The following is a 14,179-nucleotide window of genomic DNA, read 5'->3' as shown; positions in this document are numbered from 1 at the left end:
CATTCGAAAACTATTTTGAACCACACAAATACCACATTTCCGAACTTCTCCTTAATAACCTCAGGGCATATTTAACCGAGAAAGTGGCAAACGATAAAGTTTATCATCTTTTTCATCAGGATTTCCTCGGCCGTCCGTATTATTGCTTATGAAATAAAGGAATTCTTCATCAACGAATATATCACGTATCCTTCCTGAGCCCGTAATGATATTAGTCAGTTTTCCGCTCTTTACATCATAACTCTTAAGCGCTTCACCCCTTAAGGCTGCAAAATAGAGCTTTCCGTCAAAATAGGCCATGCCAGAAGGAGCCCATGTATTTTCACCGGAATGAATCAATGGCTTTACCATATCAGGTTTTTGCTCATCGCCCTCTACCTCTGGCCAGCCGTAGTTCTTACCTGGATTGATTTTATTTAATTCATCGTGAGCCGAATCTCCGTGCTCACTTTCATACAACTGTCCTGCTTCATCCCAGGCCAGACCTTGTGGATTGCGGTGACCGTATGAATAGACGTACGAATTCCCGAAAGGATTATCTTTCGGAATGGTGCCATCCAGGTTCATGCGCAGAATCTTCCCGCCTAAAGAATCTATGTCCTGTGCGATCTCAGGCTTTCTTGCATCACCTGTTGTTGCGTATAGCTTATCATCCGGTCCAATCTTGATCCTGCCGCCATGGTGGTAGTCCCCGCTTGGTATTCCGTCGATTAAGGTCTCCATCTCCTGCCATTTCTCATCATTTTTTTCTAAAATGACGATTCGATTGATGGAATCCCCGCCTTCTTCATAGGTGTAATAGGCGAAAGCTTGCCCGCTCTTAGAGAAATCGGGAGCTAGCAAAAATCCAAGCAACCCAGCCTCCGCTTTAGCTGACAATGTCTTTTTAAGGTTGACCTTTTGCCGTGTCATCTTATCCTTGTCCCATTCAACGATGGTTCCGGTCCGCTCTGACACATACATTGTGGCCCCATTCTTCTGAATCGACCATGGGGCCTGAAGGTTCGTTACCAGCACATCCGGATCTTCCCCTAAAGTGCCCGTCACTTCTTTGTCAGGATTCGGCTGGGTTTTGCTGTCGTCATCATTCATGTTACAACCAGTTAAAACCAATGTAGCCATAAGGAAAAACACGAGAGATCTTTTCAAAAGCCTTTCCCCCTTCGATTCATGAGTTTAATAGGCTGACTGTTTAAGTACCTTTAAAATGGCCTCCGCTACACCGGATTCATCATTCTTGCCTGTTACTTCATCACACAGTTTTTTAATTTCGAGCGGGGCATTTCCCATTGCGACTGACAAACCTACCCGTTCAAACATGGATACATCATTATAATTATCCCCAATAGCCATCGTTTCCTGCATCGAGCCGGATTTTCCATTCACATATGTTTCAAGTGCCGTTCCTTTTTGAGCTGTTTCACTCATGATTTCCACATTTTCACGTCCCGATGAAGTGACTGTAACTCCCTGTCCTTGCAATTTCGAAGCAATTTGATTCAATAAAGTCAAATCCTTTGAGAAGCTGAGAATTTTATAATATTCCTCATTCGAACGGCTGAATAACTCAGAATAATCGGAAATGGAAGTTACCTGTCCAAGCCGTAAACGCTCCTCCGCATATTTCCGCATGCTCTCAGGGTCAATGTCCGGATTGGCTGTAACGAATACATCAACCAAAACAGATATTGCGTTTTCATAGTCTTTAGAAAAAATTCCCTGACTCGTATATATTTCAAAATAAATCCCTTGTTCTTCGAGGAATCCAGCTACCATTTTAGCAGTGGCAGCTGACATTGGATTGGAAGCGGCAATCTTTCCTTCCTCCGTAAAGAGGGCAGCACCATTTACACAGATGACAGGGCAAACGATGCCTGCTTCATCTAAGGCGAACCTTGCTTCCGAATAAGATCTTCCAGTAGCAATGATCACTTCCACTCCCTCACTTTGCGCCCTCTGGATTGCATGTTTATTTTCCTCACTGACCTTTTGCATTTTGTTTAGCAATGTTCCGTCCATATCAATCGCAATCGTCTTAATCAATTCAACCGGCCCCTTTTTTTCAATATAATTCCTATTTTAACCGAAAGAGCGTGGATAAACACGTTTAACAAACCCATATATATCGGTCATTAAAAAATCCTATTATGTATATAAATAAACTGCACCTAATTAAGATAGGTGCAGTTTGCTTTTTCAATGTAGAATCGTTTTACTATCGACATCTTGTGCCCGTTCAATAATCTGTTCGTGGATGTCTCTGTGAATGTCATCGATGGCTGTAAAGTCCATTGCTTCTACATAAATCTTTTCGAGTTCGTCATGCAGCTCTTTTGCCTTAGCCAGATTTGCTGTCGCTTCATTCATTTTCGTCCGGTACCTGGTTGAAACATCCTTTAACTGATCGGCATATATTTCATCTGTTCCTGGCAGGATGGCCGTTTTATATATATCAATGATTTCATCCCCTCCACAACTCGGGAAATATTCATGCGGTGATGTGCTGTCAAAAATGGCGAACCCTGCCTCCCGGACGATTACCATGTCCAAGCTATGCGGATCGAAACCACAATGATATACTTCCACATCAAAGCCTCTTTGCTCCGCAGCCTTTGCAATCTTCTTCAGCATCGTTGATTTCCCAGAACCTGGACGTCCCTTCAAAAAGTACCGTTTTTGTAATCCCTCAGTAATATTGGGGATGAAATCAACTGCCCCCTTTGGTGTAGCTGCACCTAAGAATCGGTGACGAACATCCGACTTCTTATTAAGGACGATATCTCTATAAAAACCTTCTATCAATTTATTGGTCAACCCATTCAATTTAGCGAAATCAATATTTGCCTTATAAATGTCTTCCCATTCATCATGTATCCTCAATGCTTCAGCGAATAGGGCATATGCCTTCTCGAAACTCTTGCTTCTCGCATTCGTCAATCTTATGATGGCAGCTCTCTCAGAAGCCAGTTGCTGGGAATTCCAGGCAGCCCCTAGATTGACATATTCCTCAATGGCCCCTGGCGCCTTCGGCTCAATCACATGCGGCGCGGTCCCATCCACGATTCCGATTTTCAAAGCCGGTATGATTACTCCATCAATGGAATCATTATCGGATGAACAATGTAAATACTCGATGTCATAGTCTTTATCCAGCCATTCTTGGCCGATTTTTTTCATAATGGTCGATTTACCGGAACCGGGTCCGCCTTTTAATATGAATAGTCTTTCCAGACCTGTTAAATTGGAATCATATAAACTATAAAACCCTTTAGCCGTATTGCCTCCAGCGAAATAATTCATCACTCTTCCTGTCACTTCCACACTCTCCCTCACAATAAAGATGTGATCTTCAAGACAGCGTATGAAGAAAAGACCCAATAGGTGAATACCTAAAGGTAAACGGTTTATTTTATTAGGGCTACAGATTCCGCTTGTGTGACCTCCAGGAATTCTGACGGTTTTAAAACGATCTGTGTACCGATTTTCCCTCCACTTACGATGATTTCAGGCAGGTTTGTTGCACTTTCATCGATAAAGGTCGGGTATTGCCTTTTCATTCCGATAGGGGAACAGCCTCCCCGAATGTACCCTGTGTATTTTTGCAGGTCTTTAACCGCAAGCATTTCAATTTTTTTTGCACCTGCGGCCTTCGCTGCTTTTTTCAGATCCAGTTCAGTTGCTACAGGAATGACAAATACATGAAGCTGCTGTGGTCCGCTATGGGTAACAAGCGTTTTAAAAACGGTTTCTGGCGCTTTTCCAATCTTGTCCGCAACAGTGATCCCGTCGATTTTTCCATCGTGTGCATCATAACTCATCATGCCATACTCTATACTTTTGTTATCAAGAATTCGCATTGCATTCGTTTTACTGGCTCCCATAAGAAAATTCCCCTTATCGTTTTCTACCATTTTACCATTTTAAATACTAGGCAAAAAGAAAAGCACAGTGCTTATGCATCTGTGCTTTCCCTAAAAATCATTCTAAATGACGTCTTTGGAAATCAGCGATTCTCTTGTAGTCGCCTTCCAATTGCCTGCTCACGGATAAATAAATCGACATTAATTCTTCATACACTTTAACGTTCTCTTCGATCGGGACAAGTTCATTCGTTTCACCAACCATACCCTCAACCTCATCAAGGCTTTCAATTTCGCCTAAAGCGTATAATCCAAGAACGGCTGCACCTAAGCTCGAACTCTCAAAGCTTTCAGGAATTGTCACGTTTTGATTGAATATATCAGCCATGATTTGGCGCCAGAGCTTTGAGCGGACAAATCCGCCGCTTGCATGGATCTTCTCGGGAGCACCCGTCAACTCCTTTACAGCAAGAAGGACACTGTACAAGTTATACATCACACCCTCCAGCACTGCCCGGACCATATGGTCACGAGTATGATGAAGCGCCAGTCCGAAGAAGGAGCCCCTTGCATCGGCACTCCATAATGGGGCCCGTTCCCCAGCCATATACGGGTGGAATATCAACCCATCAGAACCAGGTGCAATATTAGAAGCCATATCCGTCAGAATCTCATAGGAGTCCTGTCCTGAAGCCTTCGCTTTTTCGATTTCCACGCGGCCTAATTGATCGCGTGCCCATCGGAAGGTGATTCCCCCATTGTTGACCGGTCCGCCGATTATCCAATGATTCTCAGTAAGGGCATAGCAGAATGTCCTGCCTTTGGGATCGGTAAGCGGCCGGTCACTGACGGTTCTTACCGCACCGCTCGTTCCGATTGTCACTGCCAGAACGCCTGGCTTGATTGCGTTTTGCCCTAAGTTGGCAAGCACACCATCACTCGCTCCAATCACAAACGGGGTACCAGCATGAATGTTCATTTTTGCAGCTAATTCCTCACTTAAGCCTGAAAGGATATGCGTTGTAGGGACAAGCGTCGGCAGCTTGTCAGCCCCAATTCCAGCAATGGTGAGTGCCTTTTCATCCCACTTCAGGTCATTCAAGTTGAACATGCCCGTTGCAGAAGCGAGCGAATAATCCATCACATACTCATTGAAAAACTTATAGATGATGTATTCTTTAATTCCTATAAATTTGTCCGTTTCGTTAAAAATACCGGGATGCTCATTTCTTAACCACATTACTTTCGTGATTGGGGACATTGGGTGAATGGGTGTTCCCGTCCTGTGATACAATTGCCTCCCCTGTTCCGAAGCCTTCAATTTCTCCGCATAGGCAACACTTCGATTATCCGCCCATGTAATGCTATTCGTCAGCGGGTTGCCGTCCTTACCCATGGCGATCAAGCTATGCATCGCCGAACTGAACGATATGAAGCCCAGTTCTTGCTTTTCTATTCCGCTTGCAATCATAACCTCGGCTATTGCAATGATGACCGCTTTATAAATTTCTTCGGGATTTTGTTCCGCTACGGAAGGAGTTGGACTGTGAAGAGGATATCCTTTCGAACAAGATTGGACAACCTCCCCCCCTTTTGAAAAAAGAACAACCTTCGTACTCGTCGTACCAATATCAATCCCCATCATATAACCTGAATGTCCCATATTTAAATCAATCTCCTTTCTCTTAAACAATTGAATTCAATAGTAAGATTAGGATAAGTGAAACGAGTGATATAATCGTTTCCATGACCGTCCAAGACTTTAACGTTTGTGCGACTGTTAAATTAAAGAACTCTTTGATCATCCAAAATCCTGCATCATTCACGTGTGATAGAATTAATGAACCTGAACCGATTGCAAGGACCGGCAATTCAATATTAACACCTGGTACAGAAGAGATGATCTTGCAGCACAATACCTACTGCAGTTGTCATACGACATTTGCACCGAATTCCTGAACGCAATCATCCCTGCTGGATGTGGAGGCATTAAACCATGTACAGTCGATAATCAGCTAACATGGGAATCCCGATTTTCAAAAAGAATAAACCCGTTCTTTTTGCAATCGTATAAACGATTGGAATAGTAAAACGAGCCAACTTCGAAGAATAGGGGACTTCCCTACCATGAAGGCAACAATCAACATCATCGCCCAATGGACTTTCTTTTCACCGAACTTATCCAATAGGGTATTCGCAATCCTGTCTGCACCGCCCGACTCTGCCATCATCTTTCCAAGCATGGTACCTAAACCGACAATGAGTGCTATTTAACCAAGAGTATTACCTACCCCTATCTGAACAGCATCTGCAACATCCTGATTATCCATACCTGCGATAATCCCTAAAATGACGGAAGCAAGAAGTAACGCAATAAATGGGTGCCATTTTGCTTTGGCTTTGATATCCATCAAGAAAATGACGGAAACAAGCGCATAAACCAACAAACTATCGGTATGGCTCAATCCAAATAAATTAGACTACTGCTGCAACTCCTTGTGATGTTGATTAAAAAGATTCATGGACCGTTATGATTGTTTGTCTCTATATCATCCCAACCTTTGGAATCTCTTTAATCTATCTATCTATATAAACTAACTCAGAATAATATTTTACAGTAATAACATAACAATACATTGAAAGGGGTATTCAATAATTCACTCTACATCAGGATAAGGCATCCATAAAGGTAAGATCTCAATGAAAAAAGCATCGAACCAGTTCATTTTGAACTAAACTCGATACCTGATTCAGTCATGACCAATAAAAAGAGGACCGGATCGGTGCTTGATTTCTTCCTCTAATTGTTCAGGATAAGCAATGAGGAAGCAAGTGGATGGTCCTGATGATTTTTCAATATCGACTTTATTACTTATATGCACAGAAACACCTTCACCACTTTGATCCAGATGCTCCCATTCATATGCTATCCCTTTTGAGCCCACTGGAAGTGCCTGAACGCCTTCCATTTCACATAGGCTTTTATATAAAGATAATGGCGCGACCCAATCTTGCTGTTCCATTACTTCTTCTCCAACGAGCGGTCTGCCGATCAGAGCGATTTTCCGTAAAGGATGCTGCTTTTTAACGCATTCATTCACTCGTTTACCAATCACCATAAGACCAATTGCTGATTGAAGAAGCGGCATGTTACTTTCTGTGCTGCCAGTAATGGGAAGGTCCTCCATTCCCAATTCTTTCAGCCCCTTCCTGACACCCCTGGTCAAGTCCTCCCAAGCTTCATCACCGCAGAAATTATTTAGAACGACGGATACTGGACTTCCGCCAACGCCCAAACATTCCATGACCGCAACCCGAAAGGAATAATATCCAACAACCTCATAAGGGACATGGACAAGATCCTTTTCCTTCAGGCCGATTCCGCCGCTATTATCACTTGAAACAATCAATGAATCTGATTCGGAAAATGGTAAAATCAATGAATCACTCATTCTACGAGTCCATCTTTAAAAATCATTTTTTTCAAAACAGGCTCCAAGCGTGGCAGTAAAAGAGCTGCCAATACTACATTTACCGCCGTCGCCACCGTTAATCCCGGGACCAGAAACATGTAAAAACCAGGGCTGACCAGAAATACGAAAGGCAGGGCTAAAATGAAGGCATTACCGATAAAGAAGAGAAAAAATGCGCCTACTTTTTTCCCATGTATATATATAATGCCAAACATCCATGCGAGGACCGCCATTTCGACCATGATCAAAAAGTGGAATGGCCCAAGTGGCATGCCGCCGATGAGTGCCGAAATGATATGACCAAGCCCAGCTACAATAGCCCCCGATACCGGGCCAAATATAATGGCCGCCAAAAGGGCCGGAAAACTATCCAAAGCGATACTCCCGATCGGGGAAGGGATTTTAATCATTGCCCCTACTGCCGATAAGGCAATGAATATGGCAATTGCACTAATTTTTCTTACGTCCATGTTTACTCTTTTTCCTTTCTTTTCCCTCCACGGAACACATTTGCGCTACGGATATATTCAACATCTTTCACACCAAGACGGAAATTGATCACACGTGCAACAGCAAAGAAGTAATCCGACAAACGATTTAAATATTGAAGTGATAATGGTGAAACGGCCGCACCCGACTTGATCAATGAAACGACCAATCGTTCTGCCCTTCTTGTAACGGTACGGGCAATGTGAATGGTTGCAGCCGCTTTTGAGCCGCCAGGCAGGATGAATTTTTCCAGTTCCGGCGCTTCAAGTATGAAGGCATCTATCCGTTCTTCCAAATAGGTAATGGCCTCATCCATCAGCTTTTGTGGGGCCTTCTCGGAAACGGTTGCCAAATCACCGCCGCAGTCAAACAACTCATGCTGGATTTTCTCTAGATCGGCCAGTACATCCGTAAATATCGCAGGATCCAATTCTGTCACCGCAAGACCGATATAGCTATTCACTTCATCCACCGTTCCATAAGATTCAACACGGATGTCATCCTTGTCAAGCCGACCTCCGATTACGCTTGTTTGTCCCTTATCCCCTGTACGTGTATAAATTTTCATCCCAATTACCCCCTCTACTTTATTCGCTGGTTAATTCCATACCAGATGATATCAACGCGCCTTGATATGGATGCTACATCTTGAAAGACCCATCCGCAGGCATCGCGCCATCTGCGGTCTCTTGCTTCCATCGGGACAATGCCCTTGGAAATATCAGAACCGATCACAATGCAGTTGTGTCCATCCCTTTCTTTCTCCCATATTCGCCAATCAGCCATGATTTCCTTCCATCTTTTTCGAATCGAATCTGAATCCATCTTTTCTGCATCTTGTTGAATCCATGCATCCAACCCTTGCAATACAACAGTCTTGCCTTGAAAATCAATCAATTCCGGCTGTTCTTTTAGATAACCGGATAGCCAAAGGACATCATTTTCCAAACCATACAATTGCTTTACCCATTTAGTTTTCCCATTATAGGCGCCTCCTGTAACAAAGTGCAGCGTTCTCCCCTCCTTAAGCTGTTCCGGTCTTCCCATATAAGTTCATATCCCCTGCCATGGGAAATCCCCCAATCAAAAAAATTCTTTTCCTTCGGGGCATAGCGGACCAATAAATCACGAATTACCCCTCCATGCGTCATTAGGGCAAATCGGTTCTCCTTACAGGCAATCAATTGGTTCCAGCCATTATTAACACGCTCGGAAAATGCCGGATAGCTTTCACCCCCAGGCACCAGTGCCTCCATGGGATGTTCCAGCCAATTAAGATAATCTCCATCTGTCTTCAACTCATGATACGTCCGCCCTTCCCAACTGCCGAAGTTCATCTCACGGAACAAAGAGTTTTTGACCGGAACTTCATTTGGAAACAGCAGTTTTGCAGTTTCCACACAGCGGGGCAAATCACTGCTGTGAATTTTTTCATACTTTGGGTAAGAGCCCCTCAAGTCCAGTATTTCCTTTTCTCCTTCGATACTTAATGGAGAATCCGTCCAGCCTAAATAGGCCTTTCGCTCATTTGCTACTGTCCGCCCATGGCGAAGTAGTGTAATAGCCACAATATCAGCCATAACCAAAGCTCAACCCCTTCCACGGATGCCCCCAGTACATCCCCCGTTATCCCACCGAACCAACTGACGATTTTACGTTTTATATAAACCACGAAAAACATCGCAGCCAGACACATGATGAAAAATAAGGTGACAAGCCTAAAATCGATGATCCAGGCAAACACCAGACTTACAAGGAGGTACAGCCAATAAATGGGCAAACTGCTTTTCATTACTGCACTTTGAAAAAAAGCACCGAGCCCCTCTTTTTTAGCCAGCGGCATCCGGATGAGTAAATAACCCATCACACATTTGCTTAAGAGTGGAAGGGCAATGATCAAGAAGTATGTCCATTCATTTACCCTTTCGACAATTTCATAGATAAATATGAAACGGGCGGCCAAAAGGACTATGACGGAGATGACACCGAATGCACCTGTCCTGGAATCCTTCATGATTTCCAATCGCCGCTCTTTATCCTGATAGGAAAAAAAAGCATCACTTGCATCAATCCAGCCATCAAGATGCAAACCTCCCGTTAATGCCATCGTCAAAAACCAAAGGAAAAAGGCAATCGCAAGCGATGACAAGGGGGTCCATTCCACTAGTGCATACAAAACACCGCCCAATATCAAGCCTAGCAAAAGACCTACTAATGGAAAGGTTTGAATGGCACGGTGAATATATTTCTTCTCCATCGGAAGCTGCTTCTTTATTGGAAAAACCGTAAAGAACTGCAGGTTAATTAAAAATCCGATCACTCCGCTCATTCCTGCATGCACCCTTTCTTCCGCAATGGAATTCCCGCTTCTACAAGATAGGCTTCATCCGCCTGCCCGACGATCGTTTGATGAAGCCGGCCCAGTGTTTTTCCGTATATATGGAGGAAATCATCCTGGAAAATCGGTTCCTGCACCAATTCATTGCTCACGACTATTAAACAGCTGGATTGTTTTCTTATCTCATTGATCCCGGTTATTATTTTTGAAAAAATGCTATCTAAAAATTCTTCTTCAAGCGGAATACCAGGGCCAAATAGTTCGTTATCAAGCAGGGTTGTCAGACAATCGAGCAGAATTATAGAATCCTGATCAATATCCTCCCCTATTCTTGTAATATCCGTTGCGTATTCGGAAGTTTTCCAAGCAATCGGGCTGATTTCTCTATCTTTCCGGTGCCTAAGGATGCGTTCACCCATTTCAGCATCACTTACACGGCCACAGGCGAGGTAATGCAAGTTCCCATCCATTTGGAGTGCATACTCCAGGGCTTTTCTTTCTGCGAAGCTGCTTTTTCCGGAACGGACACCCCCGGTTATAAAACAGAGCCTTGCTTTCTCCACTGTCTTACCCCCTCCATCAGCGCTTCGTTATCATGTTCACTCTTCACTGCAAACCGAAGCCATCGTCCATCCAGACCAGGGAAATTATGGGTATGGCGCGGTACAATTCCTTTTTTCAGCAAAAAGGGGAAAAGGGATAAGGATTCATCTTTAACCAAATAAAAATTAACTGTGCTATCGGAGACATTCAAGCCTTGCTCCTCATAAAACCGGAATAGTTTTTGCTTTTGCAATGCAATGTAGTCTCTTGTTTTTTTCATATAGGCTTCTTCTGCAAGACAGATTTTCCCTACTTCAAGTGCCACATGGTTGACGCTCCAATGCGGTTTATAATTTCTTACCCGTTTTATGATGTCAGGTGCCGCAAGCAAATAGCCTAGTCTCAAACCCGGAATTGCAAAGATTTTGGTCATTGATCTTAGAATGAGTATATGTGGAAATACATTGATTAAAGAAGCATAACTAAAGGCATCTTCCGTAAAATCATAAAAAGCCTCATCCAGGACAACCAGGCAATTCGCTTTTTGGCATTCCATGATCAATTCCCTAACTGCATCCCGCTTAAAAGAAACACCCGTCGGATTATTAGGCGTACATAAGAAAATTGCATCATATTCGGGTAATCGGGGAATCAATCGATCCAAGTCCAATTGCCACTCAGGAGCATCAAGCTGGTGAAAATCGACCTTACATCCTGCTGCCAAACAAGCTTCAGCATATTCCGCAAATGCCGGCTGAATGATTAGCACCCTTTGATTGGCTAATCCGTTCGCTACCAACATGATTATTTCAGCACCACCGTTCCCCATCAAAACGGATTGCTCAGGAAGAGCTTCTTTTTTTGCAATTGATTTTGTCAGTTCAATGGCATGCGGATCTGGGTATTGAAGGATTCCTTCGAAAAACCCAGACCACTGTTCCTTTATGCGTAAAGGCGGACCCAATGGGTTGATGTTGGCACTGAAGTCGAGAACCGATTCAGGCATTTTGATTTCCAGTGCTTCGTAAAGATAATGAGGATTAGAGCCATGAGAAGGTAATGTCAAGAATAAGTCCCCCTAGCCATAGCATCAGTAGAAATAGAAAAGATGACCGATGCATGATGGTAATCGTTTGTGGTATATGTTTTGCTTCCAATCGAACAAGTGGAACTCCCATCCTCGCACGGTCGGAAACAATTCCTTTGTACATATTCCGGCCTCCAAGCTGTATACCCAAAATGGCAGCAACGCCTGCTTCGCACCACCCGCTATTCGGGCTTGGATGTTTTTTTGCGTCATTGAATAATATCTTCCATCTGGCACCAAATCCATGATAGCCGGATTTCGAGCTCAGCAACATCAGGAACCCGGTGAGGCGGCTGGGAATCCAGTTGACGATATCATCGAGCTTGGCTGAAGCCCAGCCGAATTGCCCATATTTATCATTTTTGTACCCTACCATGGAATCGCAGGTATTAATCGCCCTGTATACCATCGCGAGCGGCGCACCGCCAATGGCTGCCCAAAACAATGGGGCTGTAATCCCATCACTGGTATTTTCCGCTACGGTTTCCACGGTGCCCCTGACTATTTCGGATTCGTCAAGATCAGCAGTATCGCGACCCACGATATAGGAAAGCTTTAGCCTCGCTTCAGGAAAATCCCTTTCACTCAACGGAAGGCAAACGTCCATCCCAGCTTGCTTCAAGCCCTTCTGAGCAATCGTGGTAGAAATGACAACAGCTTCCCAAAGGATACCTGAAAGCGGATGGATTCGATAAGCTAAATAGACGGTAAGACCAGTAATCAATAACACCACCAATAAGACGATGATCAACATGAAAAGTCCATTCCGTTTCTTATATGTTCCTCTATTGAATGCCAGATCCAACTTGCTTATCATCGTTCCTATCCATTTGACTGGATGCGGCCAATTTGGCGGGTCACCAATTAATAGATCAAGGAAAAACGCCAGCGTAACTGCTAAAAGATGATGGTAAATCATAAATCCTCAATCCGTTTCCGATTATTCTTTAATGCTTCCACCGTACAATCATATACACCTCGGCTGATCAGCTTCCCTAACGGAGTGATGGTGCCTGCATATTGAAGCTTTGCCCCTCTTTGAGTTGCCGCAATCAAAATGCTGTCTGTCGATGTTCCTGTTGCACATGTATTTGTCACCTTATCCAAGACATGCAGATCATGAAGCGCTTTTACTTTTGCCTCGGTCGCAGTAACTATGCTGTGGATGAATGCCTCTTCTGCCAAATGCCCATTTACGAATATCCATGTATTTATCGTTCCTGGAGCGGAACTCCAAGAATGCCGGTCAGCTAAAGAAGCATCGATGGCATTCCCTACTCCAGCAGTCACGATAATAAAAACAGAGAAATCTTCAGCTCTTAATAGTTTGAAGGCAACCGTATCGAGAAAGACAGCTGTCATCATCCCTACCGTTTCCTGAGGTTCAAAACCATGTTTTTTTAAATAGCCGGCCATTTCAACATGATGATCCTCGCAATCATAGCCATGATGGACGTGCCTATTCACAAAATATTTATGCCAGCCCGTCCCCGAACCAGTCACTCCAGAAGACATCGTTCTAAGCGGGATCGGAGAATCCAATTGAATCATCTCGGATCCAACTGTCAGATAAGATTCATCAATTTCCAATGGGATAGTGTCATGGCCATGCTTTTCCGGAACGATGAACATCTGCGGTTTCGGAAGGGCGGGATGTGGATATTTTTCGATCGTCGTATGATAGACACCCTGAATCCGATCCTGTTGGAGCACTTCATTCGGCACATCAACAACCTGAATCTCCCCTTTTTCAAGCAACATAAGCCGATCACAATATAATCCAGCCAAATTCAAATCATGAAAAATTGAAATAACGGTCAACTTCTGCTCTTCTGCCATTTTCCTCATTAGATCAAGAAGGTCTTTTTGATAGGAAAGATCCAAGTGGTTCGTAGGTTCATCCAAAAAAAGGATTTCCGGCTCTTGGGCAAGTGCCTGTGCCAGCAGGACCCGCTGTCTCTCCCCTCCTGATAATCGTTCAAAATGAAGATCCTGAAAATCAGCTACTCCCGTTTGTTCCATAACCCGTTGGACAATCGTTTCATCTTCTGCGGACCAACTATGGAACCAACCTGATTGATGGGCATATCGCCCAAGTGATACCGTCTCTTTTACTGAATAGGAGAAAGCTAATGAGGAATGTTGAGGGAGCACAGCAATGACCTGTGCAAGTTGTTTAGACGAATAATCCTTCAAATCCTTACCTCTTATCCGTATGCTTCCGCCCTTATAATCGAGTACCCCGCTAAGCATATTTAAAAGCGTCGTTTTTCCGCTGCCATTAGGACCAAGAATCCCGAATAATTCCCCTTTATGTACATCAAAAGAGACAGAGTCCAAAACAGCTTTGTTGTCATACCCACCTGTTAACCCTTTAACTTCAAGCATC

General features: G+C 43.8%; 16 protein-coding genes and 1 pseudogene. All 17 read right to left on the bottom strand.

What is annotated here, in order from left to right; all coding sequences use genetic code 11:
• Positions 1-60 precede the first annotated feature (60 nt).
• Positions 61-1,149 carry a PQQ-dependent sugar dehydrogenase gene (locus tag QFZ73_RS11925; protein WP_307266238.1) on the bottom strand — a complete coding sequence of 363 codons (1,089 nt, stop codon included), beginning with the start codon at positions 1,147-1,149 and terminating at the stop codon, positions 61-63.
• A gap of 27 nt (positions 1,150-1,176) precedes the next feature.
• A complete protein-coding gene (locus tag QFZ73_RS11920; RefSeq protein ID WP_251427077.1) occupies positions 1,177-2,043 on the bottom strand; it encodes a Cof-type HAD-IIB family hydrolase in 867 nt (288 codons plus the stop codon).
• 153 nt (positions 2,044-2,196) lie between these two features.
• Positions 2,197-3,315, bottom strand: coding sequence for a PRK06851 family protein (locus QFZ73_RS11915; RefSeq protein WP_307266231.1), 1,119 nt, complete (start codon positions 3,313-3,315; stop codon positions 2,197-2,199).
• An 89-nt stretch (positions 3,316-3,404) separates the two neighbouring features.
• Positions 3,405-3,881 (bottom strand): Cys-tRNA(Pro) deacylase, encoded by a 477-nt coding sequence (ybaK, locus tag QFZ73_RS11910; RefSeq protein WP_307266228.1) that lies wholly within the window; start codon positions 3,879-3,881, stop codon positions 3,405-3,407.
• Between the two features lie 97 nt (positions 3,882-3,978).
• The gene (gene gntK, locus QFZ73_RS11905) at positions 3,979-5,523 is read right to left on the bottom strand and encodes a gluconokinase (RefSeq protein WP_307266225.1); all 1,545 of its coding nucleotides are present in this window, start codon (positions 5,521-5,523) and stop codon (positions 3,979-3,981) included.
• A gap of 22 nt (positions 5,524-5,545) precedes the next feature.
• A complete protein-coding gene (locus QFZ73_RS11900; RefSeq protein WP_373458928.1) occupies positions 5,546-5,776 on the bottom strand; it encodes a GntT/GntP/DsdX family permease in 231 nt (76 codons plus the stop codon).
• 120 nt (positions 5,777-5,896) lie between these two features.
• Positions 5,897-6,271 (bottom strand): annotated as a pseudogene (locus tag QFZ73_RS11895) (GntT/GntP/DsdX family permease).
• 339 nt (positions 6,272-6,610) lie between these two features.
• Positions 6,611-7,312: an ATP-binding protein gene (locus tag QFZ73_RS11890; protein ID WP_251427088.1), complete on the bottom strand. Its 702-nt coding sequence runs from the start codon at positions 7,310-7,312 to the stop codon at positions 6,611-6,613.
• Positions 7,309-7,803: an ECF transporter S component gene (locus QFZ73_RS11885; protein ID WP_307266218.1), complete on the bottom strand. Its 495-nt coding sequence runs from the start codon at positions 7,801-7,803 to the stop codon at positions 7,309-7,311. The genes QFZ73_RS11890 and QFZ73_RS11885 overlap by 4 nt, the downstream gene beginning before the upstream one ends.
• 2 nt (positions 7,804-7,805) lie before the next feature.
• Positions 7,806-8,390, bottom strand: a complete 585-nt coding sequence (locus tag QFZ73_RS11880) for a cob(I)yrinic acid a,c-diamide adenosyltransferase (RefSeq protein WP_251427094.1) — start codon at positions 8,388-8,390, stop codon at positions 7,806-7,808.
• Positions 8,391-8,404: 14 nt separating this feature from the next.
• The gene (locus QFZ73_RS11875) at positions 8,405-8,779 is read right to left on the bottom strand and encodes a bifunctional adenosylcobinamide kinase/adenosylcobinamide-phosphate guanylyltransferase (protein ID WP_307266213.1); all 375 of its coding nucleotides are present in this window, start codon (positions 8,777-8,779) and stop codon (positions 8,405-8,407) included.
• Between the two features lie 5 nt (positions 8,780-8,784).
• Complete coding sequence (locus QFZ73_RS11870; protein WP_307266209.1) at positions 8,785-9,402, bottom strand: histidine phosphatase family protein; 618 nt, start codon at positions 9,400-9,402, stop codon at positions 8,785-8,787.
• The gene (gene cobS / locus QFZ73_RS11865; protein WP_251427105.1) at positions 9,354-10,151 is read right to left on the bottom strand and encodes an adenosylcobinamide-GDP ribazoletransferase; all 798 of its coding nucleotides are present in this window, start codon (positions 10,149-10,151) and stop codon (positions 9,354-9,356) included. Before cobS ends, QFZ73_RS11870 begins: the two co-directional genes overlap by 49 nt.
• Entirely contained in the window at positions 10,148-10,723 is a 576-nt protein-coding gene (locus tag QFZ73_RS11860) for a bifunctional adenosylcobinamide kinase/adenosylcobinamide-phosphate guanylyltransferase (RefSeq protein WP_251427108.1), read from the bottom strand. Before QFZ73_RS11860 ends, cobS begins: the two co-directional genes overlap by 4 nt.
• Positions 10,696-11,769, bottom strand: a complete 1,074-nt coding sequence (gene cobD, locus QFZ73_RS11855; RefSeq protein WP_307266204.1) for a threonine-phosphate decarboxylase CobD — start codon at positions 11,767-11,769, stop codon at positions 10,696-10,698. The genes QFZ73_RS11860 and cobD overlap by 28 nt, the downstream gene beginning before the upstream one ends.
• Positions 11,744-12,709, bottom strand: coding sequence for an adenosylcobinamide-phosphate synthase CbiB (gene cbiB / locus QFZ73_RS11850; RefSeq protein WP_307266200.1), 966 nt, complete (start codon positions 12,707-12,709; stop codon positions 11,744-11,746). Before cbiB ends, cobD begins: the two co-directional genes overlap by 26 nt.
• Positions 12,706-14,178 carry a heme ABC transporter ATP-binding protein gene (locus QFZ73_RS11845; RefSeq protein ID WP_307266196.1) on the bottom strand — a complete coding sequence of 491 codons (1,473 nt, stop codon included), beginning with the start codon at positions 14,176-14,178 and terminating at the stop codon, positions 12,706-12,708. Before QFZ73_RS11845 ends, cbiB begins: the two co-directional genes overlap by 4 nt.
• Position 14,179: the final 1 nt, after the last annotated feature.

The organism is Peribacillus sp. V2I11, assembly GCF_030817135.1.
GTDB classification, from domain to species: Bacteria; Bacillota; Bacilli; order Bacillales; family DSM-1321; genus Peribacillus; species Peribacillus simplex.
Note: the sequence above shows the minus strand (reverse complement) of the source record. Positions and strands in the feature narration are given on the sequence as shown.

Excerpts from the sequence above, each read along its gene's own strand:
- ybaK (WP_307266228.1), bottom strand. The coding sequence starts at position 3,881 with ATGGGAGCCAGTAAAACGAATGCAATGCGAATTCTTGATAACAAAAGT.
- gntK (WP_307266225.1), bottom strand. The coding sequence starts at position 5,523 with ATGGGACATTCAGGTTATATGATGGGGATTGATATTGGTACGACGAGT.
- QFZ73_RS11890 (WP_251427088.1), bottom strand. The coding sequence starts at position 7,312 with ATGAGTGATTCATTGATTTTACCATTTTCCGAATCAGATTCATTGATT.
- QFZ73_RS11885 (WP_307266218.1), bottom strand. The coding sequence starts at position 7,803 with ATGGACGTAAGAAAAATTAGTGCAATTGCCATATTCATTGCCTTATCG.
- QFZ73_RS11880 (WP_251427094.1), bottom strand. The coding sequence starts at position 8,390 with ATGAAAATTTATACACGTACAGGGGATAAGGGACAAACAAGCGTAATC.
- QFZ73_RS11870 (WP_307266209.1), bottom strand. The coding sequence starts at position 9,402 with ATGGCTGATATTGTGGCTATTACACTACTTCGCCATGGGCGGACAGTA.
- cobS (WP_251427105.1), bottom strand. The coding sequence starts at position 10,151 with ATGAGCGGAGTGATCGGATTTTTAATTAACCTGCAGTTCTTTACGGTT.
- cbiB (WP_307266200.1), bottom strand. The coding sequence starts at position 12,709 with ATGATTTACCATCATCTTTTAGCAGTTACGCTGGCGTTTTTCCTTGAT.
- QFZ73_RS11845 (WP_307266196.1), bottom strand. The coding sequence starts at position 14,178 with ATGCTTGAAGTTAAAGGGTTAACAGGTGGGTATGACAACAAAGCTGTT.